This window comes from Qipengyuania xiamenensis (genome assembly GCF_019711495.1).
GTDB lineage: Bacteria > Pseudomonadota > Alphaproteobacteria > Sphingomonadales > Sphingomonadaceae > Qipengyuania > Qipengyuania xiamenensis.
In genome coordinates, this window is record NZ_JAIGNM010000001.1 from 128325 (window position 1) to 152045 (window position 23721).

At 62.9% G+C, this 23721-nt stretch carries 23 protein-coding genes; 15 read left to right on the forward strand and 8 right to left on the reverse strand.

Annotated features, from left to right (window positions below; translation table 11 throughout):
- The first annotated feature begins 40 nt into the window (after nucleotides 1-40).
- A complete protein-coding gene (locus K3165_RS00675) occupies nucleotides 41-589 on the forward strand; it encodes a YdbT family protein (protein WP_221546961.1) in 549 nt (182 codons plus the stop codon).
- Here K3165_RS00675 and K3165_RS00680 read toward each other — a convergent pair.
- Nucleotides 586-1272, reverse strand: a complete 687-nt coding sequence (locus tag K3165_RS00680) for a peptidylprolyl isomerase (protein WP_247713843.1) — start codon at nucleotides 1270-1272, stop codon at nucleotides 586-588. The two genes, K3165_RS00675 and K3165_RS00680, sit on opposite strands and share 4 nt — an antisense overlap.
- Before the next feature lie 151 nt (nucleotides 1273-1423).
- Here K3165_RS00680 and K3165_RS00685 point away from each other — a divergent pair, with 151 nt between their 5' ends.
- The 3 genes from K3165_RS00685 (at nucleotide 1424) to creD (ending at nucleotide 5009) form a co-directional block, all read left to right on the forward strand.
- On the forward strand, nucleotides 1424-1813 hold the full coding sequence (locus tag K3165_RS00685; RefSeq protein ID WP_221546962.1) for a BlaI/MecI/CopY family transcriptional regulator: 390 nt from the start codon (nucleotides 1424-1426) through the stop codon (nucleotides 1811-1813).
- On the forward strand, nucleotides 1810-3474 hold the full coding sequence (locus tag K3165_RS00690; protein WP_221546963.1) for a M56 family metallopeptidase: 1665 nt from the start codon (nucleotides 1810-1812) through the stop codon (nucleotides 3472-3474). Before K3165_RS00685 ends, K3165_RS00690 begins: the two co-directional genes overlap by 4 nt.
- A gap of 146 nt (nucleotides 3475-3620) precedes the next feature.
- A complete protein-coding gene (gene creD / locus K3165_RS00695; protein WP_221546964.1) occupies nucleotides 3621-5009 on the forward strand; it encodes a cell envelope integrity protein CreD in 1389 nt (462 codons plus the stop codon).
- A 71-nt stretch (nucleotides 5010-5080) separates the two neighbouring features.
- Here the strand turns inward: creD and ypfJ are convergent, their stop codons facing one another.
- A complete protein-coding gene (gene ypfJ / locus K3165_RS00700; RefSeq protein ID WP_221546965.1) occupies nucleotides 5081-5941 on the reverse strand; it encodes a KPN_02809 family neutral zinc metallopeptidase in 861 nt (286 codons plus the stop codon).
- An 88-nt stretch (nucleotides 5942-6029) separates the two neighbouring features.
- Here ypfJ and K3165_RS00705 point away from each other — a divergent pair, with 88 nt between their 5' ends.
- From K3165_RS00705 to K3165_RS00720, 4 genes are all read left to right on the forward strand, one after another.
- Nucleotides 6030-6785: a 3-hydroxybutyrate dehydrogenase gene (locus tag K3165_RS00705; RefSeq protein WP_221546966.1), complete on the forward strand. Its 756-nt coding sequence runs from the start codon at nucleotides 6030-6032 to the stop codon at nucleotides 6783-6785.
- A 55-nt stretch (nucleotides 6786-6840) separates the two neighbouring features.
- On the forward strand, nucleotides 6841-8343 hold the full coding sequence (gene guaB, locus K3165_RS00710) for an IMP dehydrogenase (protein WP_221546967.1): 1503 nt from the start codon (nucleotides 6841-6843) through the stop codon (nucleotides 8341-8343).
- Between the two features lie 15 nt (nucleotides 8344-8358).
- Nucleotides 8359-9537 (forward strand): RsmB/NOP family class I SAM-dependent RNA methyltransferase, encoded by a 1179-nt coding sequence (locus tag K3165_RS00715; RefSeq protein ID WP_221546968.1) that lies wholly within the window; start codon nucleotides 8359-8361, stop codon nucleotides 9535-9537.
- Between the two features lie 106 nt (nucleotides 9538-9643).
- On the forward strand, nucleotides 9644-10105 hold the full coding sequence (locus tag K3165_RS00720; RefSeq protein ID WP_247713844.1) for a tetratricopeptide repeat protein: 462 nt from the start codon (nucleotides 9644-9646) through the stop codon (nucleotides 10103-10105).
- A 6-nt stretch (nucleotides 10106-10111) separates the two neighbouring features.
- Here K3165_RS00720 and K3165_RS00725 read toward each other — a convergent pair whose 3' ends face one another.
- Nucleotides 10112-10549, reverse strand: a complete 438-nt coding sequence (locus K3165_RS00725) for an RNA pyrophosphohydrolase (RefSeq protein ID WP_247713924.1) — start codon at nucleotides 10547-10549, stop codon at nucleotides 10112-10114.
- Between the two features lie 32 nt (nucleotides 10550-10581).
- Entirely contained in the window at nucleotides 10582-11532 is a 951-nt protein-coding gene (locus K3165_RS00730) for an alpha/beta hydrolase (RefSeq protein ID WP_221546971.1), read from the reverse strand.
- A 168-nt stretch (nucleotides 11533-11700) separates the two neighbouring features.
- Here K3165_RS00730 and K3165_RS00735 point away from each other — a divergent pair, with 168 nt between their 5' ends.
- From K3165_RS00735 to K3165_RS00745, 3 genes are read left to right on the forward strand one after another with little or no spacing between them, the layout of a single operon-like run.
- On the forward strand, nucleotides 11701-13635 hold the full coding sequence (locus K3165_RS00735; RefSeq protein ID WP_221546972.1) for a 2-oxoacid:acceptor oxidoreductase subunit alpha: 1935 nt from the start codon (nucleotides 11701-11703) through the stop codon (nucleotides 13633-13635).
- Nucleotides 13632-14666 carry a 2-oxoacid:ferredoxin oxidoreductase subunit beta gene (locus K3165_RS00740; protein ID WP_221546973.1) on the forward strand — a complete coding sequence of 345 codons (1035 nt, stop codon included), beginning with the start codon at nucleotides 13632-13634 and terminating at the stop codon, nucleotides 14664-14666. Before K3165_RS00735 ends, K3165_RS00740 begins: the two co-directional genes overlap by 4 nt.
- A complete protein-coding gene (locus K3165_RS00745) occupies nucleotides 14666-15181 on the forward strand; it encodes a hypothetical protein (protein ID WP_221546974.1) in 516 nt (171 codons plus the stop codon). The genes K3165_RS00740 and K3165_RS00745 overlap by 1 nt, the downstream gene beginning before the upstream one ends.
- 1 nt (nucleotide 15182) lies before the next feature.
- Here the strand turns inward: K3165_RS00745 and K3165_RS00750 are convergent, their stop codons facing one another.
- Complete coding sequence (locus K3165_RS00750; protein WP_221546975.1) at nucleotides 15183-15896, reverse strand: phosphatase PAP2 family protein; 714 nt, start codon at nucleotides 15894-15896, stop codon at nucleotides 15183-15185.
- Nucleotides 15897-15935: 39 nt separating this feature from the next.
- On the opposite strand from K3165_RS00750, the gene K3165_RS00755 reads away from it, so the two are divergent.
- Genes K3165_RS00755 through K3165_RS00770 form a run of 4 tightly spaced genes read left to right on the forward strand, consistent with a single transcriptional unit; the run spans nucleotide 15936 to nucleotide 20790 of the window.
- Nucleotides 15936-16898: a metal-dependent hydrolase gene (locus K3165_RS00755; RefSeq protein ID WP_282098649.1), complete on the forward strand. Its 963-nt coding sequence runs from the start codon at nucleotides 15936-15938 to the stop codon at nucleotides 16896-16898.
- A gap of 18 nt (nucleotides 16899-16916) precedes the next feature.
- Entirely contained in the window at nucleotides 16917-18311 is a 1395-nt protein-coding gene (locus K3165_RS00760) for a cryptochrome/photolyase family protein (RefSeq protein ID WP_221546976.1), read from the forward strand.
- Between the two features lie 41 nt (nucleotides 18312-18352).
- Nucleotides 18353-19597: an SAM-dependent methyltransferase gene (locus K3165_RS00765; RefSeq protein ID WP_221546977.1), complete on the forward strand. Its 1245-nt coding sequence runs from the start codon at nucleotides 18353-18355 to the stop codon at nucleotides 19595-19597.
- A complete protein-coding gene (locus K3165_RS00770) occupies nucleotides 19594-20790 on the forward strand; it encodes a serine hydrolase domain-containing protein (RefSeq protein WP_221546978.1) in 1197 nt (398 codons plus the stop codon). Before K3165_RS00765 ends, K3165_RS00770 begins: the two co-directional genes overlap by 4 nt.
- 135 nt (nucleotides 20791-20925) lie before the next feature.
- Here the strand turns inward: K3165_RS00770 and K3165_RS00775 are convergent, their stop codons facing one another.
- From K3165_RS00775 to purF, 3 genes are all read right to left on the reverse strand, one after another.
- On the reverse strand, nucleotides 20926-21273 hold the full coding sequence (locus K3165_RS00775) for a PilZ domain-containing protein (protein ID WP_221431037.1): 348 nt from the start codon (nucleotides 21271-21273) through the stop codon (nucleotides 20926-20928).
- Between the two features lie 117 nt (nucleotides 21274-21390).
- Nucleotides 21391-22101: an SDR family NAD(P)-dependent oxidoreductase gene (locus K3165_RS00780; protein ID WP_221546979.1), complete on the reverse strand. Its 711-nt coding sequence runs from the start codon at nucleotides 22099-22101 to the stop codon at nucleotides 21391-21393.
- A gap of 1 nt (nucleotide 22102) precedes the next feature.
- Nucleotides 22103-23590 carry an amidophosphoribosyltransferase gene (purF, locus tag K3165_RS00785; protein WP_221546980.1) on the reverse strand — a complete coding sequence of 496 codons (1488 nt, stop codon included), beginning with the start codon at nucleotides 23588-23590 and terminating at the stop codon, nucleotides 22103-22105.
- Nucleotides 23591-23721: the final 131 nt, after the last annotated feature.

Consider the following 23721-nt stretch of genomic DNA (forward strand, 5'->3'; position numbering starts at 1 on the left):
GGGTCTCGCACCTGGTGAGATAGCAACAGGCCCAGCGGGAATGCAGCAGGGTTTCGGGCAAACGCCTCGGCATAGCCTTGCCGCCGCCCCGCCGGCAGCGAGCGCGCGCCAATTCGATGTGACGCCCAATCCGCTGCTCATGCTTTTCTGCCTGCTCTTTTTCGGAGCGGTCGCTGCGTTCCTCGCTTATGAAGTGACCGATCCGCGCGGCTTGATCCTCAACGGCATCATCGAGCTTGGCCCGCTCGGAGCGGACATCTTTTTTGGCGTGCTGGCCCTTTCGGCTGGAGGCTGGGCGCTCGTCGGCGGTGCGGGTTTCATTGCAAGCCTAAGCGGGAAGAGCTACCTGACGCTGGACGCGAACGCGGTCGAAGGCACTTCGGGTGTCTTGTTGCGCACCCCGACACGCATCCAGTATGCGCTCATCAAGGACATCGAGCTGGACGAATATCAGGGGAAGTTCAGCGTCGAGATCGTCGGCCGCGGCGGTGAAAAGATTCGCGCTGCATCACAGAACTTCAGGTCGCATGACGAGTTCGAAGAGTTTCTCGAACTGCTGAACGAGCGGATGGCAGCTGCGGGCCGCTAGTCGGTTTCGACAGGCTCCACGCGCCGAACGTCGACAATCGTCACCGGTTCGGCAAGCATCTGGCCCTTCATCCAGCCTTCGCCCGCCTCCGGATCGCGCGGGCTGTCATGGATCGCGTGGACCACGTCCATGCCGTCGACAACGTAGCCGAAGACGGCGTAACCGGCCTTCAGGTTCGGATCGTCGCTGTCGGGCTGGGCGTCGAGACCCTTCTGGTCCTTGATCATGATCGAGAAATCGCCCGTCGCCGTACCCGGATCTAGCCGCGCCATGGAGAGCGCGCCATCGGTGTGGCTGAGGCCTGTTTCGTTGGTGGGTTCGTGGGCAATGCCGTCGAGAATGCGGTCCGGATTGTTCTGCGTGCCGCCCTGCAGCAAGCCGTTCGGCGGTTCGCCCCAGTTGAGGTGCATCGCGCGGTAGAAGATCGTTCCGTCGAAACGGTCTTCCTCAGCATAGCGCAGGAAGTTGCCCGCAGTGATGGGCGCGCGTTCGGTCTCCAGGGCCACGGTGATATCGCCCATGGTGGTCTCGAGCACGACAAGGACGGTCTCGAATTCTTCCATCGCTTCGGGCGGTGGCGCAGCCTCCTCCTGGGCCGATAGCGGGGCTGCAAGCAGGACGAGGGGAGCAAGGAAGCGTGCAATCATGAGGTCGAGGATAACGGCCTGCTGCCTGTCGTCCATCGAATTCTGACGCTTCCGCGCAGATCGCACCTTGCACAGCACAGGCACCGAGCGCTTCCTGAACAAGCGTTCATCGACGCTTCATGTTTACATTCGTAATCGTTATGTCTACAGGCGTAATCGAACGTGTTTCTGGTGGGAGTGATTCTTGATGGCTAAGCGCAAGCAGGGAGCGGGAGACCGCATCAGTGAAGCCGAGCACGCGGTCATGGAAGCGCTGTGGGACAAGAGCCCGCTTTCCGCTGCCGAGGTCTGCGAACGCGTTTGCGCTGCCAACGACTGGTCCATCCCCACGGTGAAGACGCTTCTCAGCCGCCTTGTGGCCAAGAACGCGGTCGGCACCGAGCCTCAGGGCCGCAAGTTCCTCTACCATCCGCTGGTCGAACGCTCCGACTATGTCGGTGGCGAAAGCCGGCGCCTTGTCGATCGCCTGTTCGGCGGACGGGCGGCACCGCTCTTCGCCCATCTGGCGGAGAACGAAGCTCTGACCGATGCCGACCTCGAAGAAATCGAGGCGCTGCTGAAGGAGATGCGGAAATGACCGATCTCCTGAGGGAATACTGGGACTGGTTCCTGTTCGACACCTTGCTGTGGACCGGTGCGTTGATCGCACTCGTCATGCTGCTGCGCCGCCCCGTCGCCCGGCATTTCGGTGCAGGCGCTGCCTATGCGCTGTGGTTCCTGCCGCTGGCTCGCCTGTTCGTGCCGCCGTTCACGCTTCCTGCGTGGATGCGCCCGCTGGCCGAGACTGTGCGCGAGGCCGAGACGAATTTCACGATGACCACCGAAACGATCGTCATGCCGATTGCAGAGCCCGGTGCCGCGGCGCCCACGGTCGTGGCGGCCGCGGCCGAACCGGTCGACTTCCTCACCCCGCTGCTCCTGCTTTGGCTGGGTGGCGCCGTCGTGATGCTGGTCCGCCGCTTCTGGCAGTATTTTGCGCTGCGCCGCGAATTGCTAGCCGAAGCGCGTGCTGTGGGTGAGGTCGGTTCGATCCGCCTGATCGAGACCCCGGCCATTTCCGGCCCGATGGCTTTCGGCGTGATCGATCGCGTCATCGCGCTGCCCGAAGGCTTCATGACAAGCCGCGCCCGCCAGGCCCGCGATCTCGCCATCGCTCACGAGCTTGCACACCATCGCGGAGGCGACCTGATCGTCAACATGGCGGTGCAGCCGTTGTTCGCGATCCACTGGTTTAATCCGCTTGGCTATCTTGGCTGGAATGCGCTGCGGCGCGACCAGGAAGCCTTCTGCGACACCCGCGTCGTGGCGGCCCGTTCTCGCGAGGAACGTGCCACCTACGCAAGTGTCATCGCCGATTTCGCGCGCCTTCCGGCAATCGCGCCGCGCCCTGCGCTGGCCGCGCCGATGGCCTGTCCGGTTCTGGGGGACAAGTCGATAATCCATCGTTTGAGGAGCTTATCCATGTCCGATATTTCACCGCGTCGCCGCCTTACCGGGCGCGCCGCAATCGCCGGGGCTTTCCTGGCCGTGCCGCTCACCGCATCGGTTTGCTACGCGGATAGCGTCGCACCGTCGCTGATCGCATCCGTGTCTGCCGCAGAAGTGGCGGAAGAATGGCAGGAGCGCGAGGAAGTCACCGAGGAAATGGTGGAGATCGAGCGCGAACTCGATGAGGCCGAGCGCGAACTCGCCGAAGCCGAAGTCGAGATGGAAGAAGCTCGGCGCGAAATCATCGAGATCGAGCGCGAGATGGAAGAGGACGGCAAGGAACGCCGCATCGAAAAGCGCCGCATCGTCGTCAACGGCAAGGAATGGGACGAAATGAGCGATGCCGACAAGGCAGAGCTCCGCGCCGAGATGGCCAAGCTGCGCGAACAGTTTGCCGAAGGCGGCGAATTCCGTGTCGAGATGGACAAGGTCCGCGAACAGTTTGGCGAGAAGGGCGAGCTTCGCCGCGAAATCCGCCTCGCCGTTGCCGAGGCCCAGGAAGCCGGCAAGATGGCTCCGGAAGTCGTTGTGAGCTGCAAGGACGAGAACTCGCCGGTCACGTCGAAAACCGACGCCAAAGGCAAGACGACGCTGTTCGTTTGCGAAACGGCTGCCGACAAGCTCGCACTGAGCGCAATGAAATCGGCCCGTGCCGCGATTGCCGCAGAAAAATCCCTGAGCGCTGAAGAGCGCGCCGAGGCGCTGCGGTCGCTCGATGCGGAAATCGCAGAGCTCAACAAGAAGAAATAACTGGCGCAGGGACTGCGGGTCCTGCGTACCCCGACGGCCGGTGCAACGATGCGCCGGCCGTTTCCGTTCATCTGCGCGCAATTCAATGGGCATTCAGTTCGTCGCTCACAAAGCACGTTTCATCGCACTAACGATGGAGGTGAGCGATGCAAGAAAGGTCCCCCGGTTTCAAACTTCTCCTGACCGGACTGGTCGGGTTCGTCCTGATGATACCCCTGCTGATGGTCTACGGCCTGGTGTCCGACAGGCAGCACCAGGCGCGAGTAGCTCAGGATGCAATCACTGCAGGATCGGGCGGGGCGCAGGTCGTTTCCGGGCCGGTCCTCGTCATTCCCTATGAAGAGCAGCGCGTGACCAACGAGACGGTCAACGGCATTGCTGCCACCCGCACGCAGACGATCCGCAAGCAGCTGTTCCTGTCGCCGGACAGGCACTCGATCGAGACGGAGCTCCAGCCCGAGCGCAAGAAGAAGGCGCTCTACGAGACGGTCATCTACCTCGCGAAGATGGATGGTGAGGCGCGTTTCGTCATGCCCTCGGATCTCTCGCGCTTCGGCGTGACCCGTGACCAGCTGCTGCTGGACGAGACGCAGATCCGCTTCGGCACCTCCGATCCCCGGGGGCTGCGCGCCGTGGCGGATGTGCGCGTCGGCGGAAAGCGCATCGAGCTCGAGCCGGGTGAAGGCGTACGCTCCAGCGGAGGCGCCGGTTTCAGTGGTACGATCGACTGGTCGGACGGTCGTCCGCTACCGGTCGAATATGCCTATACGATCCGTGGCAGCCGCTCGCTCACGCTCGTCCCGCGCGGCGGGCAGACCGACTGGAAAGTATCGTCCACGTGGCAGCATCCCGGCTTCGGCGGCAGCTTCCTGCCCGACAGCAGCGACATCTCTTCCGAAGGTTTTGCCGCGAGTTGGTCGATCGGTAATCTCGCCCTCGGCCAATCCATGGTCACGCAGGAGGACCTGCCTCCGGTGCGCGATATCGGTACCGTCGGCGATGCCAGCTACGACCGTATGGAAGACAGCCAGGCAGGCACCAGCAAGTCTGCCACGATAAGTATGGTCGAACCTGCCGATATCTATGCGCAGGTGGATCGCAGCGTGAAATACGGCTTCCTGTTCATCGGCTTCACCTTCCTTGCATTCCTGCTGTTCGACGTGGTCGGCGGTGCGCGGGTTGCGGCGGCGGAATATTTGCTGACCGGTGCAGGGCTGGTGCTGTTTTTCGTGCTGCTGCTCGCCTTTGCCGAGGTAGTCGGTTTCGCTCTCGCCTATGTCGTTGCCAGCGCCGCGATCATCGGATTGCTGACGGCCTACAGCGCGGCGGTGCTTGGCGGATGGAAGCGCGCAGGCTTTATCGGCGTGCTGCTCTCTATCCTCTATGCCGGGCTCTATGTCCTGCTTAGCCTCGAAGCGGCTTCGCTGATCGTCGGGTCGGTGACGATGTTCTTCGCGCTGGCAGGAGTGATGTACGCCACGCGCAATGTCGAATGGTCGCGGGTCGGCCAGAACGAGGCAGCTCCGGAAGCCTGATTTCCCGGACGTCAAAAGGAAGGGGCGCGGCCATCGCTGGTCGCGCCCCTTTTTTCGTTTCTGCGGTGGGTCTAGCGAACCACGGTGATCTCGTCGCAGGCCTTGTCGTTACCCTGCAGGCCGAGGCGCAGTGCCTGGCTGCGCTGGGCGCTGGTGCCGTGGGTGAAATTCTCGGACGATACGCGCCCGCCCGTAAGCCGGTCATCGCCGATGGCGGCGGCTGCCTGCATGCCTTCCTCGATATCGCCGGGCTCGATCAAATTGCGGTTCCGGCCCGCCCAGACACCGGCATAGCAATCGGCCTGCAGTTCCATGCGGACCTGGAGCTGGTTCGCCTGCGTCCTGCTGGCGCTCTGCTGGGCGCTGCGGATCTGGCCCGAAATACCGGTAATCGTCTGGATATGATGACCGTATTCATGCGCGAGGACGTAATAGCGCGCGAAGTCCCCGCGATTGCCGGCCATGCGAGCGAGCTGGTCGTAGAAGCTGGTGTCGATGTAAATCGTCTGGTCGGCAGGGCAGTAGAACGGCCCCGAGGCCGAGGTCGCGCTGCCGCAGCCGTTGGTCGTTACGCGGCCATTGCGGAAGAGATCGAGTGTGGGCTGCTTGAAGCGGTCGCCAAGGCCCTCTTCCTGGAAAACGCGCGCCCATGTCTGGTTGAGCGACTGCAGGCCGTTGCAGGCCTCGAGCGCATATTCGCTCGAATTGCAGATTTCCTGCTCGTTGGTGCTTGCCGGGGCGGATTGTTGGCCGGTCTGCTGTACACTCTCGACGGTCGAGATCGTCTGCATGGGGTCGAGGCCGAAAGCGAAATATCCGATGGCAGCGAGGACAATGGTGCCGCAGCCAATCCCGCCGGCCTTACCGACGCCGCCCCCGCCACCGCTCGAACGGACCTTGATGTTATCGCTATTGAACGGATTGAGACGCATCGTATTCCCCCATCATTGGCCGCTTTACAGAACCGCGCATGTGCGCGATGGCCGTGGTCGATTGTATCCCTAACGCTCGGAGAGCCAAATGTTTCTCGAAGGAAAGCGCGCACTTGTTACCGGATCGACCAGCGGCATTGGTCTAGCCATCGCAAGGTCGCTTGTCGGAGAAGGCGCGAAGGTCGTCCTCAACGGCTTCGGAGACGAGGCTGAAATCGCTGCGCTGTGCGAGGAACTGGGCGCGACGCATTCGGGTGCGGACCTTACCGACGTGGGCCAGGTCGAGCAGATGATGGCCGAGGCGGGCGACATCGACATTCTGGTCAACAATGCCGGCATGCAGCATGTTTCGCCGGTCGAGGATTTCCCGCTCGATAAATGGGACAAGATCGTCGCGCTGAACCTCTCGGCAGTGTTTCATTGCACGCGGCTCGTCGTGCCCGGCATGAAAGCGCGGGGCTGGGGCCGCATCATCAATACCGCCAGCGCGCACTCGAAGGTCGCTTCGCCCTTCAAGAGCGCCTACAATGCGACCAAGCACGGGGTGGACGGTTTCACCAAGACCATCGCGCTCGAACTCGCCGAATTCGGCGTGACCGCGAACTGCATCAGCCCCGGCTACGTCTGGACCCCGCTGATCGAGGGCCAGATCCCCGACACGATGAAAGCCCGCGGCATGACGCGCGAGGAAGTCATCAACGACGTACTGCTCGTGAAACAAGCGACCAAGAAGTTCGTCCAGCCCGAGGAAATCGGCGCATTGGCCGCATTCCTGTGCCGCGACGAGGCGCAAAATGTGAACGGCGCCAACTGGAGCGTCGATGGCGGGTGGACTGCGGAGTAGGCTGGATTCGGCGGAATTCCGAGAGGCACTAGCTAGTTTCACAAACCGTCGTTACATGGGCCGCCACATTTCACCCCGGCAGGCGATTCTCCACGTGGCACATCTCGACATTCCCCTCGGTCTTACTTTCGACGACGTTCTCCTGCGTCCGGCCGAGAGCGATATCCTTCCCTCGATGGCGAACACCGCCACGCGGCTGACGCGCGAGATCGAGCTCAACATTCCCGTCATCTCGTCTGCAATGGACACGGTGACCGAGGCCGACATGGCGATCGCCATGGCGCAGCTGGGCGGTATCGGTGTCCTTCACCGCAACTTTGAGGTGGACGAGCAGGCTGCTGCGGTTCGCGCTGTGAAACGCTATGAAAGCGGCATGGTGGTGAACCCGATTACAATCCATCCCGATGCGACGCTGGGCGATGCGCAGCAGATCATGACCGCCAATCGCATCAGCGGCATTCCCGTCACCGACCGCAGCGGCAAGCTGGCTGGCATCCTCACCAACCGCGACGTGCGCTTTGCCGAGAATCCGAACCAGCCCGTCAGCGAATTGATGACGACCGAGAACCTTGCCACCGTGCCGCTCGGCACCGGCCAGGAAGAAGCGCGTCGCCTCCTGCACCAGCGCCGGATCGAGAAGCTGCTGGTGGTCGACGATGGCGGTCGCTGCGTCGGCCTCATTACCGTCAAGGACATCGAGAAGGCCGTCGCCTATCCGCACGCCACCAAGGACGAGCAGGGCCGCCTGCGTGTTGCTGCGGCAACGACCGTAGGGGACAAGGGCTTCGAGCGTACCGAGGCGCTGATCGATGCGGGCGTGGACGTCGTCGTCATCGACACGGCACACGGCCACAACAAGGAAGTCTCCAAGGCTGTCGAGCGGGTCAAGAAGCTCTCGAACTCGGTGCAGGTCATCGCGGGCAACGTCGCGACCGGCGAAGCGACCAAGGCACTGTGCGGCGCAGGTGCGGACGCAGTGAAGGTCGGCATCGGTCCGGGCTCGATCTGCACCACGCGCGTCGTCGCAGGTGTCGGTGTGCCGCAGCTTACCGCGATCATGGACAGCGTCGAAGCTGCCGAGAAGCATGGCGTGCCGGTCATCGGCGATGGCGGCCTTCGTACCAGCGGCGATGCTGCCAAGGCGCTGGCGGCAGGTGCTTCCAGCATCATGGTCGGCTCCATGCTTGCCGGTACCGAGGAAGCTCCGGGCGACACCTTCATCTATCAGGGCCGCAGCTACAAGAGCTACCGCGGCATGGGCAGCGTGGGCGCGATGGCGCGCGGCAGTGCCGACCGCTATTTCCAGGCCGACGTGTCACAGCAGAAGCTCGTGCCGGAAGGCATCGAAGGCCAGGTGCCCTACAAGGGCCCTGCAGCAGCGGTCGTTCACCAGCTCGTCGGCGGTATCAAGGCGGCCATGGGCTATACCGGCAGCGCCACGATCGAAGACCTGCGCAAGCGCGCGCAGTTCGTTCGCATCACCAACGCAGGCCTCACCGAGAGCCACGTCCACGATGTGTCGATCACCCGCGAGGCGCCGAACTATCCGACGCGCTGACCGGAGCCGGGGCCGATGACACCCGCTGCACGTGTCCAGACCTCGATCGAGCTGCTCGATGCGATCATCGAGGCGGCGAAGTCGAAAGGCGCACCTGCCGACCGGATCCTCGCCGACTGGTTTCGCAACAACCGCTTCGCCGGCTCCAAGGATCGCCGCGCAATCCGCGAGCTGGTGTTCTCTGCAATCCGTGCCTGCGGGCCGGTCCCACCGAGCGGCCGCGCCGCCATGCTGAGGCTCGCGGAAACCGACGAGAGCATTGCGCCACTCTTCGATGGTTCGAACTATGGTCCCCAGACGATTGGGCAAGGCGAAGCGCCTGCCGACGGCGGTGTAGCGCCCGTCTGGCTGAGTGACCGGCTCGCCAAATCCGATATTGCTGGCCCCGAGGCCGACGCACTGCTGGGCCGTGCACCGCTCGACCTGCGCGTAAACACCCTCAAGGCCGAACGCGGAACGCTGGTCCTGCCGGTCGAAGCGGCGAACACCGATGCCCCTAACGGTCTCAGGCTGGAGCCTGGCACTCAGGTGGAGCAATGGCCCGAATGGCGTGAAGGCAAGTTCGAGGTTCAGGACACCGGTTCGCAGCTCGCCTGCCTTGCCGTCGGTGCTCAGCCGGGTGAAACCGTGATCGACCTGTGTGCCGGGGGAGGGGGCAAGACGCTCGCACTGGCTGCTGCAATGGACAATCTTGGCAAGCTGGTCGCTTCCGATACCGACCGCAACCGGCTCTCGCGCCTCGCACCGCGTGCCGAACGCGCCGGTGCGACCAATATCGAGACCCGCCTGCTCGACCCGAAGCGCGAGTTCGAGGCACTTTCCGATCTCGAAGGGCTGGCCGATGCGGTCATGATCGATGCGCCCTGTTCGGGCACCGGCACCTGGCGTCGCAACCCGGAGGCCCGCTGGCGGCTTGATGAGGGTGAACTTTCAAGATTAACCGCACTCCAAGCCGAAATTCTCGACTTGGCAGCGCGTCTGGTGAAACCCGGCGGACGCCTCATCTATGTGACTTGCTCGCTTCTGGACGAAGAGGGCGCAGCTCAGTTCGATGCATTTCTCGAGCGGCATCAGGACTTTACTGCGCAGCAATTCGAACTTCCGGTCGGTTCGCCGCGCGGGAACGGGACTCGTCTGACACCGTACCATGACGGCACGGACGGATTTTTCATCGCCCGTGCAGGTAGATCGTGATAGCTTTTTGCTTATGGCTAAAGATCAGCCTTCCGCGAAGAGATCGCTACCGGAGACGATAATGCGTTTTGCACCTGCCGCCGCTGCCCTTTCACTGGCTCTTGCCATGACCGCTAGCGTAAGTGTCGGACAGGAACGCGATCCGGCACCGCGCGCAGCCATGCTGATCGCCGAAGGCAAGACCGCTCTCGCATCCGGAGACACGCAGGGCGCAATCGACGCGTTCGAAGCTGCACTGACGGTCGATCCGGGCTACACGCCGATCTTCCTCCATCTCGCCGACGCTGCCCGCGAAGACGAACTGCAGGGCAAGGCGATCCGTTATTACCGCGAGGCTCTGGCCCGCGATCCCGACAACCTCGCGGCCATTGCGGGCGAGGGCGAAGCGCTGGCCGAAAAGGGCGCTCTTGAAAAAGCTCGCCTGAGCCTTGCCAAGGTCCAGTCGCTGTGTGGCGAAAGCTGCCCCGAAACGCGCGGTCTCGCCAACGCTATTGCGGTTGGCGAGCGCGCCGAAATCGTGACTGCCGAGGCAAATGTGCCGGACGCAGCCGCTCCGCAGTCGAACTAAGGCCGGTCAGACCAGTTCGCGGAACTCTTCGAGGACCGCGCGGTACACCCGTTTCTTGAACGGCACGATGAGTTCGGGCAGCTGCTCGGCGTCGACCCATTTCCAGTCGCAGAACTCGGGCGGATCGTGCGCTTCGAGGTCGATATCCGCGTCCGCGCCTGAAAAGCGGGCGAGGAACCAGATCTGCTCCTGCCCGCGGTATTTCCCGCCCCAGAGCTTGCCCATCAGTTCCTCGGGCAGGTCGTAGCGGATCGGTTCGCGGGTCTGGCCGACCAGCGAGACATGATCGGCCTTTGCGCCCGTTTCCTCTGCGAGTTCGCGCATCGCGGCTTCCTTGAGGTCTTCGCCCTCGTCGACGCCGCCCTGGGGCATCTGCCACCAGTCGCCTTCGCGATTGTCGATCCGGCGACCGACGAAGACACGGCCCTCGTTGTTGACCAGCATCACGCCGACACAGGGCCGGTATCCGAGTTCATTCACTTATAGCGCTCCACCATCAATTCGACTGCATCGAGGAAGGCGTCGAGATCCTTCTGCCCGCTGGGCATAGCCTTCCTAAGCGTCGTAAAGCCATGAATGATACCGGGAAATTCGAGATAAACCACCTCGGTGCCCTGCTGGATGAGGTGCGCGGCATATTCGCGCCCGGAATCGCGCAGGGGATCGAGCCCGGCCGTGCACACGACGGTCGGCGGAGTATTCGAGCAATCGCCGACCATCGGCGTGTGGCGTGGATCGCTCGCATCACCGCCATATTGGTCGGTGAACCACGCCATGCTGGCTGCAGTCAGCAGGAATCCTTCGGCGAAATGCTTGAGGCTGGAATGCTGGCTCACATCGCTCGCGACCGGATAGATCGGTGCCTGCACGATGACGGGGACATCGGCAGGATCGTTGACCAGCTGGTTGGTGGTGACGATCGTGAGATTGCCGCCCGCGCTATCGCCTGTGATGACGAGCCCGCTGATTTCGCGGCCCAGTTCCTTGGGGGAAGAGGCAATCCAGCGCGCGGCAGCCTCGCAATCGTCGGGTGCGGCGGGGAAGGGGTGTTCGGGCGCGAGGCGGTATTCGACCGAGACGACCGGCAAGTCGAGCCGGTAGGCGATTTCGGTGCACAACGAGTTGTAGACCTCGACATCGCCGATGACGAAGCCGCCGCCATGGATGAAAACCACGCACGGCCCTGCCTCGCGGGTTTCTTTCGCATCGTAGAAGCGCAGCGGGATTTCGCCTGCGGGACCGGGGCAGGTGAGGTCTTTCACCACGGCGAGATCGCGGGCCGGTGCTTCGGCAAGCGCGCCCAGAGTCTTCATCTGGGTGCGGCCTTCCTCGGCGCCGACTTCCTCTACGCCCTGGCCGCCCATGGCCTCCAGCATGTCGAGAAAGGCGCGTACATCGTCGCGTACGAAGTGTTCGGTATCGGCCATGGTCTCTCTCCCTTTCGTTGCAAAAAGGGACTAACCGGCTCGCGCCCGCTTTTCCACTGCGCTTTTTACCGCTAGCAGAGAAACTTCATTGCGAGAGAGAGGGGCGGGTCCTAGGTGGCGCTCCCCGAGAGACAGCGCCGCATTGGCGCGCGACAAGGAATTGACCGGATGGCAACAGCCGCCAGCCTGCCGCAAGACGGCCTCCCCGCATCCCCCGAAGCGATCGTCGTGCGATTTGCCGGCGACTCGGGTGACGGCATGCAGCTCACAGGGGGGCAGTTCACCCTCTCCACCGCCTTGGCGGGCAACGATCTTGCGACCTTCCCGGATTTCCCCGCCGAAATCCGTGCGCCGCAAGGCACGCTGTTCGGTGTCTCCGCATTCCAGATCAATTTCGGCAGCCGCGAGATCAACACCGCTGGCGACGCGCCCGACGTGCTCGTGGCTATGAACCCGGCGGCGCTCAAGGTGAACCTCGCCGCGCTGAAGCCCGGCGGCCTGATCATCGCCGACACCGGCGCCTTCACGAAGCGTAACCTCGACAAGGCTCATTACGAAGCCAATCCGCTGGAAGACGGCAGCCTCGCCAAGTTCGACGTGCTTGCCTTCGATATCAGCGAAAAGACCATCGAAGCGGTGAAGCCCTTCGGTCTCGGCAACAAGGATGCGTTGCGTTCTAAGAACATGTGGACGCTGGGCCTTGCGCTGTGGATGTTCGACCGTCCGCGCGAACCGATCCACGACTGGCTGAAGCAGAAGTTCAAGTCCAAGCCCGAGATCGCTGACGCGAATATCGCGGCGCTCGATGCCGGTCATGCCTATGGAGAGACTGCCGAGCTGGCAGGGCCGCTCAAGCAGGTCCATGTCGACCCCGTTCCCAGCGCGCCGGGCCTTTACCGCACCGTAACGGGCGCAGAGGCGGTCAGCCTCGGCCTCGTCGCCGGTGCGCAGCTTGCCGAACTGCCCATGTTCTTCGGTGGCTATCCGATCACGCCGGCCTCGGCGATCCTCCACCACCTCGCGCGCTTGAAAGAATTCGGCGTCACGACCTTCCAGGCGGAAGACGAGATCGCCGCGATCTGCGCAGCGATCGGTGCGAGCTATGCGGGCCAGCTGGGCGTTACCAGCTCGTCGGGTCCCGGTATAGCGCTCAAGACCGAAGCTATCGGCCTCGGTATCATGACCGAGCTTCCACTTGTGATCGTCAACTCGCAGCGCGGCGGGCCGTCGACCGGCCTGCCGACCAAGACCGAGCAGAGCGACCTCTACCAGGCGGTCTATGGCCGCAATGGCGATGCACCCATGCCGGTGATCGCTGCGCGCAGCCCTTCGGATGCATTCGAGGTGGCCATCGAAGCCTGCCGCATCGCGGTCGAATACATGACCCCGGTGATGCTGCTGACCGACGGCTATATCGCCAATGCCGCCGAACCTTGGAAGGTGCCCAACCCGGCCGATTACGAGCCTTTCCCGGCGCAGTTCCTCACCGAACCACGCAGCGAGCAGCTTCTTCCTTACAAGCGCAACGAAAAGGGTGCGCGTCCGTGGATCAAGCCCGGCACGCCCGGCATGATGCACCGCATCGGCGGCATCGAGAAGCACGAGCTGACGGGGAATATCGACTACTCTCCCGACAACCACCAGCGCATGACCGACCTGCGCAAGTCGAAGGTCGACAATATCGTCGTGCCTGATCAGGAGGTCTGCCTCGGCGAGACTTCGGGCAAGCTGGCCGTGGTTGGCTGGGGCTCGACCTTCGGTCCGATCCACCGCGCAGTCGACAATTGCCGCGCCAAGGGCATGGATGTTAGCCACATCCACGTGCGCCACATCTGGCCGATGCCGAAGAACATGGGCGAATTGCTCAAGAGCTTCGATCACGTGCTCGTGCCGGAAATGAATACCGGCCAGTTCAAGACTGTCCTTCGCGACCAGTTCCTCGTCGATGCACAGCCGCTGACCAAGACCAGCGGCCAGCCGTTCCAGATCGCCGAACTCGAAGCGGAGATTGGCAAGTTCTTCGACGACATCCCGGGTAACGAAGGCGGGCAGGTACCCGCCAACGACCAGCAGCTTCCCAGCACGGAAGGAGGCGCGAAATGAACGCTCCCGCCAAGATCGAAACCACTCTGAAGGACTGGGAAACCGACCAGGAAGTCCGCTGGTGCCCGGGTTGCGGGGACTATGCGATCCTCAAGGCCGTGCAGCGCACGTTGCCGCAGCTGGGTGCAGACCCTGCAAACACGGTATTCATCAGCGGCATCGGCTGCTCGAGCCGCTTCCCCTATTACATCGAGAGCTACGGCTTCCACACGATCCACGGCCGCGCGCCTGCTTTCGCCACCGGCGCAAAGCTCGCCAATCCGGACCTCGACGTGTGGCTGGTGACGGGTGACGGCGATGGCCTTTCCATCGGTGGCAACCACCTGATGCATGTCCTGCGCCGCAACGTGAACATGCAGATCATGCTGTTCAACAACGAGATTTATGGTCTCACCAAGGGCCAGGCCTCGCCGACCAGCCGCGAGGGTACCAAGTCGCCCTCGACCCCGATCGGCAGCTACGACCATCCCGCCCGCCCGGCAGCATTCGCGCTGGGCAGCGGTGCGCGCTTCATCGGCCGCGGCTTCGACGTGTCGAAGAACCTGCCCGATGTTCTCAAGGCGGCCCACGCGCACAAGGGCGCGGCCTTCATCGAGATCTTCCAGAACTGCATCGTCTACAACAAGGATGTCTTCAACGACTTCGCCGCGCCGAAGGGCGCCGAGGATCGCCAGCTATGGCTGGAAGAAGGCAAGCCAATGCTGTTCGCCAATGATACCAAGGGCATCGCATTGAACCGCGAAACGCTCAGCCTCGAAGTCGTCGATGTGACCGATGGCGACTGGGAAGCGGCCGGCGTGATCGTCCACGACGTCACCAACCGCTCGGTCGCCCACATGCTGATCGAAATGCCCTTCGGCCCGTTCCCGATGGCACTCGGTGTGCTCTACGACGATCCGCGTCCGACCTTCGAGGATGCGGTCATCGCCGAACGCAAGAAAGCTAGCGAGGGCAAGGAGGCCAATCTCGCCAAGCTGCTCGGCAAGGGCCAGACCTGGACCGTCAGCGGCACGGCGCAAGATCCGGTCTGATGCGGTTATTCCCCGTTCTCGCCGCAGCGATGTTTGCTGCCAGCGCGACCGGGGCGACCGACACCGAAGAAAGCGACGAGCCCGAAGTATTCGCGGCGGTCTTCGAATTGCATGACGACCCTGCGGATTACGACGGATATTACTGTCCGCCTGATCCGGACGAAAATTCCATTTGCCTGGGCGCGAGCATCCTCATCCAGAAGGGCGAGATTGTTCGCTATCTGGGCGCCGAGCCTCCACGCAATCACGCACTGCTGCGTAAGGCTCGTGGTGGGGACGTTTACGGCGATTATCTGCGCTTCCGCATGATTGCCGGACATTCGGTATCTCGTGTGCTTCCGGGGCGCTTCGTGGCGGTCCTCGAGCCGACCGCTAACGGGTATGTTTTCGTCCAGTGGAAGGAAGACATGACCCATGGGCGTCCATGCCTGCCCAGCTTTGTCGTCGCGCACTACGGAGATCGTCTCGATCTTTCTTCCGGGTCCGAGAAGGCCGATGGTTCGGTCTGTTTCTAGATCAGTCCGGGTTCTCGACCGGCTGTTCCATCTTGCGATCTTCCTGCAGCCGGGTTGCGATCAGGCCCATTGCTAGCGCCCAGGTCGCACCGACCGTCCAGCCGCCGAGGACGTCGGTCGGGTAGTGAACGCCAAGATAAAGCCGCGTGAAGCCGATCGTCAGCACCAGCAGCGCAGCGACGCCGATGACGAAAATCCGCGACCTGCGGTCTTCGAAAGTGCGTGACAGCATGACGGCCAGCGTCAGGTAGACGATGGCGCTGTTCATCGAGTCGCCGCTCGGGAAGCTGAGCGAGTGGACTTCCACCAGATGTGGCACGACCTCGGGCCGCTCGCGCGCGAAGAGGCTCTTGAGAATCTTGCCGAAGATCGCACCACCTCCGGTCGCCAGCGCAGTGTAGAACGCCTGCCGGATGCGCCCGCGGGTCAGCAGGAAGGCGACGGCGAGTACGGCAACGAGCGTCAGTACCGTCACGCCGCCCAGCGCCGTCAGGTCGCGCATGGTGGACAGGAGCCAGCTAGGTCCCAGTGGCGAAGCCAGATCGCCATCCACGCGCAGTGCCTTGAGGAATGCCACGTCGAAAGCTTGTGTCTCGCCCTCCGTCATCTCGCCGGCAAGCTTGATGAAGCCAGAGGCAAGCGCAGCACCGATCACGAGGCCGATAAGCAGTCTTTGTTCGCGGTGGATATATGTCTTTAGGCTGGCGAGTGGCACGAAAATTCCTCTAGAAGGGTTCGAACGCAACGCACGGGGATGCGGATATTTCCTCGAAGGAGAGGTCGCCTGGACAATCTAACCCATTCGCTTGTCGGCGCATTGATCGGGCAGGCGGGGCTCAAGAAGAAGACCGGGCTGGCGATGCCCGCGCTCATCATCGGGGCGAACCTGCCCGATGTGGATGCGGCTTGCCTCTTCTGGCTCGAAGGCGTGGAACACCTCGGCTTTCGGCGCGGGATCACACATGGTCCGCCTGCACTTGTATTGCTGCCGCTGATACTTGCCGGTTTGCTCTATGGCTTAGACCGATGGCAGGCGAGCCGCGGCAAGCGGCCCGAAGGCCGTCTGCCGGTCAGCTTCAAATGGCTTTTCCTGCTGAGCTTCATCGGATGCCTGACGCATCCGGCGCTCGACTGGCTCAACGTCTACGGCATCCGCCTGCTCGAACCGTTCAGCAGCCAGTGGTTTTACGGTGATACGCTGTTCATCATCGATCTCTGGCTGTGGGCCCTGATGGGGATCGCCACGTGGTTCTCGCTGCGGCGCGAGAAGCGGGGCGGGGAGTGGAAGCGGCCTGCTCGCGTGGCCTTGACCGTTTCCGCGCTCTACATCGCATTCCAAGGTGTTCTGACCGGCATGGCAGAACGGGCAGTGACCGATAGTCCCACCGGCACCGAAATCGTGATCGCCAGCCCTCCGCCGCTGTGGTCGTGGGAGCGCGATCTCATCACGGGTGGCAACGGCCTCTACACGATGAACGGCGAGACCACCTTCCCGGGTGTCCCGCTCGACCGTTGCGATCTGGCTTCGGCACGTGCGGCCGACAGCGAAATCGACGCGTTTCTCTTCTGGGCGCGAACGCCCTACATCGTCCCCAAGAAAGACGGGTCGCTCTGGCTGCAGGATGCGCGGTTCTCCGACCCGCGGGCAACCGGCCAGTTCGAGGTCGAACTGCCCCAGGACGTCTGCGAAGGGATCAAGACGGAACCGAGCGAGTAGCGCAGCGGTTAGGTGCGCATGAGTTCTCCCCAAATCGTCTGGTTGCGACGTGATCTTCGCTTGGCCGACCAGCCCGCACTTCATGCAGCGGCCAAGGCCGGTCCCGTCATTCCCGTATTCATCCTCGACCAGGATCGCGCAGGCGATCACGCCTATGGCGGTGCCTCGCTGGTATGGTTGCACTATTCGCTTGAAAGCTTCGGCAAGAGCCTTGGCGCTCGCCGTTCGAAAGTCGTCCTTCGCAAAGGGGATTCACCGCAGATCCTCGCCGCCATTGCCGACGAGGTCGGTGCGACCTGCATCCACGCGATGCGCCACTATGAACCATGGTGGAAGGAAGCCGAAGACGAGCTGAAGGACGCGCTCGGGGAAGACCGCAAGCTGTGCCTCTATGACGGCAACTACCTGCTTCCGCCCGGTTCGGTGACCACCGGGTCCGGCGATCCATACAAGATCTACACGCCTTTCTCGAAAGCGATGCTCGAGGTGATGCCGCCGCGCGATGTGCTGGGAGAGCCGGAGACGTTCTCTTCCCCCGACGAGTGGCCGGAAAGCGATGATCTGGAGGATTGGGAACTGCTCCCGAGCAAGCCCGACTGGGCCGGAGGTATCCGCGACTTCTGGGAATTCGGCGAGGCAGCTGCGCATGACCGGCTCGAATGGTGGACCGATCGCGTGGCCGAGTATGACGAGGGCAGGAACCTGCCGTCCGAAGACCTCACATCGCAGCTGTCGCCGCACCTCCACTGGGGTGAGATCAGCCCTGCACAGGTCTGGCACAAGCTCAAGGACAAGCGCTCCGACGGGTGGAAAACCTATGCCAAGGAGATCATCTGGCGCGACTATGCCCAGAACGTCATCGACCAGTTCCCGGATTATCCGCGCGAGAGCTATCGCGACTATGACGAGCGGACGCTCTGGCGGAACCCCAATGCCGGGCATCTGATCGAGCAAGATCTCAAGTGCTGGCAGAAGGGAATGACCGGCTACCCGATCGTCGATGCCGGCATGCGTCAGCTGTGGCAGACGGGCTGGATGCACAACCGCGTGCGTATGATCGCGGCGAGCTTCCTCGTGAAGCACCTGTTGATCGACTGGCGCTTCGGAGAGCAGTGGTACTGGGACTGCCTTGTCGATGCCGATTACGGCAATAACGGGGTGAACTGGCAGTGGATCTCCGGCACCGGGGTCGACAGCAACATGTTCAGCCGCATCATGGCGCCGCTCACCCAGAGCGAGAAGTTCGATGCTGCCGACTACATTCGCGAGTATGTGCCCGAACTCGCCGATCTGTCGGACGACTGCATCCACGATCCGCCCGATGACAAACGCGGCGACTATCCGGTGAAGATAATCGGCCACAAGGAAGCACGCGAACGGGCTCTGGAAGCATATCGGGCAAGCAAGACGTAGCGGACTTGTCGCGCTCACTCGTGCGCGGCATAGGCAGTCGCATGGACATGCAGACCAGCCAGCGCGGACGCGATCTTGTCGAAGGTTCGAAACCCTTTGCGCGCAAGCCGGGCCTGCTTGCCCGATTGTTCGCGCCGAGCGTCGAGAAGATGCTTGCCCGCATCGACGATGCGCTGGTCACCGGCACGATCCATGGCGTCCTTCCGGACGGCACCCCGCGCATTCTAGGCGGGCGGGCTCCAGGCTTCGAATGCGTTTTCGAACTGCACAGCTACAAGGCGCTGGTCCGCATCGCGACGAACGGATCGGTCGGCCTCTATCAGGGGTGGGAAGCGGGTGAATGGTCGAGCCCCGATCCCGTGCCGCTCTTCGCCCTGTTCATGCAGCACGCAGAGCGTCTCGGCAACACGGCGCGTGCCAAGGGACCATTCCGCCGCACGCTGAAGCTGGCGCACCTGTTCAACCGCAATACGCACAAGGGCGCGCAGAAGAACATCTCCGCGCATTACGACCTAGGCAACGATTTCTACCAGGCATGGCTCGATCCCACGATGAGCTATTCCTCGGCTCTCGAAGTTGGTGAAGATCCGCTTGAAGCTGCACAGCGCCGGAAGTGGGAAGCGCTTGGCGAGCGGATCGGCGATCCCGACAACATTCTGGAGATCGGCTGCGGTTGGGGAGCGCTTGCCGGCTATCTTGCCGGTCGGGGCAGCCACGTGACCGCCATCAGCCTGTCCGACGAGCAGCTTGCTTGGGCAAGGGCGCACCAGTCAGGCGATATCGATTTCCGCAAGCAGGACTATCGCGACACCGCAGGACGTTACGATGCCATTGCCAGCGTGGAAATGGTCGAGGCGCTGGGTCGCGAGTACTGGCCCACGTTCATGGACTGCATCGCGCGCAACCTGCGCGCAGGCGGCCGCGCTGCCATCCAGTACATCTCGATGCGCGACGAGCTGTTCGACGAATATGCGAAAAGCGCCGATTTTATCCAAGCCTACATCTTTCCGGGTGGGTTACTGATCCGCACCAGCGAGTTTCGCAAACTGGCAGAAGAACGCGGCCTGTCATGGGAGGAGCAGAAGGACTTCGGTCTCGACTATGCGGAAACCCTGCGCATCTGGCGTGAGAGGTTCGATGCGGCGGAGAAGGGTGGTCGCCTGCCGCCCGGCTTCGATGCGCGGTTCTGCGATCTGTGGCGCTACTATCTGATGTATTGCGAAGGCGGTTTCCGAGGTGGCGGGATCGATGTCCACCAGGTAACACTGGTGAAAGAGGGAGAATGAGGGTGCGCGCAATTTTGGTCTCTACGCTGGCGATTGCGCTGGCCGGTTGCGCAGGCAGCTATGCAGAAGGCTCGTCGCTCCCAGCTCCGGCAGTGACCCAGAGCATGCCGGAGACGCCGGCGAGCCTCGAACCTTCCGATAATGTCTTGTTCTGGACCGACGATCGCCGCTCGGCCGCATTCCGCGACATGGAGTCGCTCTTTCCGGGACTTGAAGTCGCCCCTGCAAACCATACGCGTTCGCTGGACGAGGGCACTTCTCTCGATGCAGCTAGCGCCGCACAGGCACGCGAGTTCATGGCGGACACGGCAGTCTCGGGCCTGATGGTCCTCAAGGACGGCAATGTCGTTTTCGAGGAATACGGTCTCGGTTTCGATGCCGACCATCGCTGGACGAGCTTCTCCGTCGCCAAGAGCTTTACATCGACGCTTCTCGGTGCGGCGATTGACGATGGGTACATCGCGAGCGTCGACCAGCCCGTGACCGAGATCATTCCCGCGCTCGCGGGGACTGCCTACGACGGGGTCAGCGTCGGGCAAATCGCTTCCATGACTTCCGGCGTCGCCTGGAACGAGGACTACACCGATCCAGGCAGCGACGTCGCCAAGATGCTCGCCATCACCCCGGTCGCCGGGGAATCGCAGGCAGTCACCTATGCCCGAACCTTGAAGCGCGAGGCGCCTGCCGGCGAAAAGTGGGTCTACAAGACCCTCGAAACGAACCTTCTCGGCCTGATCGTGGAAGAGGCGACGGGCAAGTCGCTGGCCGCCTATGCGGCAGAGAAAATTGTCGAGCCCGCAGGTTTCGAAGGCGGCATGTTCTGGATGCAGGACCTCACGGGGCGCAACATCGGCGGTTGCTGCATTTCATTGCGCCTGTCCGACTACGCGCGATTCGGGCAATTCGTCCTCGAGGGCGGTGACGGGGTGGTCACCGACGGGTGGTTTTCCACCGCAGGCTCGCCGATCGTGGAGTTCGGTTCCAGGGCACCGGGCTACGGCTACGGGTATCAGTGGTGGACCTACCCGGGCGGTATTTACGGCGCGCAGGGAATTTTCGGCCAGGCGATTACCATCGTCCCGAGCCAGAATCTCGTGGTCGCTGCCGTGAGCAACTGGCCCACCGCGACCAGCTCTGACAACCGCGCGGCATTTCAGGCGCTGGTGCGCCAGATCGCGATGAACGCCAAATAGTCAGGTCCGGATACGAGTGGTGGCGGAGGCCGCGAGGGCGCACCGCCACCGACGACGAGCCATCCGGACAAGGTTCAGGCCAGGCCCATCAGGCCGCCGCCAAGACTGTCGGTGTCGCCGCCTTAACTCGCGGGTTCAGTAGGGGCGGTAAGCGCCTTCGCCGCTGTAGCGGGCGAGAATGTTGTCGTGCACGATCGGCGAGAGAAGTTCGCTGAATGCGCAGCCGACGAGGCAGTTTTCCCACCACACGACCTGTGCCTGCAGCGATTCGAGACCGGGCAGGGTCAGCCAGCACATCTGGCCTTCATGCATGCGGTTGATGGCTGCTGCGGAGAAACCCGAGATCGAAAGATCGTGGACTACGGTCTGGAAAGCGCGTCCGCCACTGGCGCGCAGCTGTCCGGGAATGGTGAGCTTGGTCCGCGGCGCGCAACGGTCTTCCTGCGCTGCCGTCAGATAGCGATCCTGCGTCTGGTAGTTCATATTTCGAGACCTCTGCCCTGATCCGATCCATCAGATCACGCACCATAGGGACGGGCGCGCGATATCGGGTGAATGTCGCGGTTCGGGATTAAGAATTGGTCACGATGTAGGGTTAACTTACCCTTCGACCCGCTCTCGGTGGCGGGTGGGGAAATCGTTAACGAGCAGCTCGACGATGCGGGCTGCGACATCTTCCGGCGGCTTGACCGTCTGCGGGTCTTCGCCGGGATAGGCCTTTGCACGCATCGCGGTTCGCGTGGCGCCGGGATCGATATTGGCAACGCGAACGTTGCCGATCTTTTCGACTTCCTGCGCATAGGAATCGAGCAAATTGTCGAACGCAGCCTTGGTAGCGCCATAGGCCGACCAATACGCCCTCGGTTCATTACCTACGCTGCTGGTAAGGCCGATGACACGGCCAGCCTCGGCTCGCTTCAGGAGCGGATCGAAATTCGCCAGGAGCGCCTGCGTGGCGAGCAGGTTGGTGGTAACCGCCTGGCTGAACTGCTTGCCATCGATCTGGGTCACGGGGCTCAGCGTCGGCAGGTATGCTGCCGAAATCACGAGGTAATCGAGCTTGTCCCAACGTCCGGCGATTGCGGATGCGAGACGGGCGATCCCGTCGCTTTCACCGAGATCGACAGGGGCGATGGTGGAGGCACCGCCGACTTCGTGGATCGCGTCCTCGACCTTTTCGAGCGAACGCACGTCACGTCCGGTCAGCACGACATGCGCACCGGCCTCTGCCAGTGCCTTGGCAGTGGCGGCGCCGATGCCCTTGCTCGCGCCCGTCACCAGGGCGAGTTTACCGTCGAGAGGTTTGGTCATGTCAGGCTACCTTGTCGACCGGCAGCGCAAGTTGCTTCTGCTTGTCCTCGCGCCGCGAAAGATCGGTCAGGGAAGTGGGGTAGTCGCCCGTGAAACAGGCGTCGCAGAATTGCGGGCATGATGCCTTGCGAGGCTTTTCACCGACTGCGCGGTAGAGGCCGTCGATCGAGACGAAGGCAAGGCTGTCGGCCTTGATGAATTCGCGCATCGGCTCGACGTCCATCCGCGCTGCAAGCAGCTTGCTGCGTTCGGGCGTGTCGACACCGTAGAAGCAGCTGTGTGCGGTCGGCGGGCTGGCGACGCGGAAGTGCACTTCCTTGGCACCGGCATCGCGCATCATTTCCACGATCTGGAGCGAGGTGGTGCCGCGCACGATCGAGTCGTCGATCAGGACGATACGCTTGCCTTCGACAAGACTGCGGTTGGCGTTGTGCTTGCGCTTCACTCCGGCGTGGCGGGCACCGTCGGAAGGCTGGATGAAAGTGCGCCCGACATAGTGCGAGCGGATGATGCCGAGTTCGAAGGGGATACCCGCTTCCTGCGCGTAGCCGATGGCGGCAGGTACGCCGCTGTCGGGGACCGGCACCACGAGGTCGGCCTCGATAGGATTTTCGCGCGCGAGTTCGACACCGATCGCCTTGCGCGCTTCGTAAACGCTGCGGCCTGCGAAAAAGCTGTCCGGACGGCTGAAATAGACGTGCTCGAAGATGCAGGGGCGGGGCGAGTGGTTGCCGAAGGGATGGAGCGAATCGACATTGCCGTCGAAATCGACGCGGATCAGTTCGCCCGGTTCGACTTCGCGGACCATTTCCGCACCGACTACGTCGAAAGCTACGCTTTCGCTGGCGAAGAGAGTCGCATCGCCGAACTTGCCCATAACCAGCGGGCGGATGCCGAGCGGGTCGCGGCAAGCGATCATGCCCTCGGGCGTCATCACGATCAGCGCATAAGCACCTTCGAGGAGGCGCAGGGCATCGATGAGGCGGTCCATGATGGTCGGGTACCGGCTCGTCGCAACGAGGTGGATGATGACCTCCGTATCCGAGGTCGACTGGAAAATCGCACCGCGCTGGACAAGCTCCTGGCGCAGCGTGCCCGCGTTCGAGATGTTGCCGTTGTGCGCGACCGCGAAACCGCCGCTCGCAAGGTCGGCATAGAGCGGCTGCACGTTGCGCAAGCCGGCACCGCCGGTGGTCGAATAGCGGACGTGGCCCGCAGCCATGTGCCCGGGCAGCTCGGCGATCGCCTCCGAAGACGAGAAGTTTTCCGCTACATGGCCGAGACCACGGCGGGCGCGGAATTCGGCGCCGTCCCAGGCGATAATCCCGGCGGCTTCCTGTCCGCGATGCTGGAGGGCGTGTAGACCCAATGCCGTGGCGGCCGCCGCATCGGTTGCGTTGATCGCACCGAAGACGCCGCACTCTTCGCGCAGCTTGTCGCCATCTTCATCGAGGAAGGGGTGGGTGCAATTCCCGAGGTCGCTATTCACAGTGGTGGTGTCCGCGCTGCCAACCGAATGGCGCCCCAATGGCGATATTACGGTCCGATTACAAGGCTTGTGCGGTGCGCCGTGGGGGAGATTTCTCAGCCATTCATTGCGCCGCCAGAATTCCGTGCCTA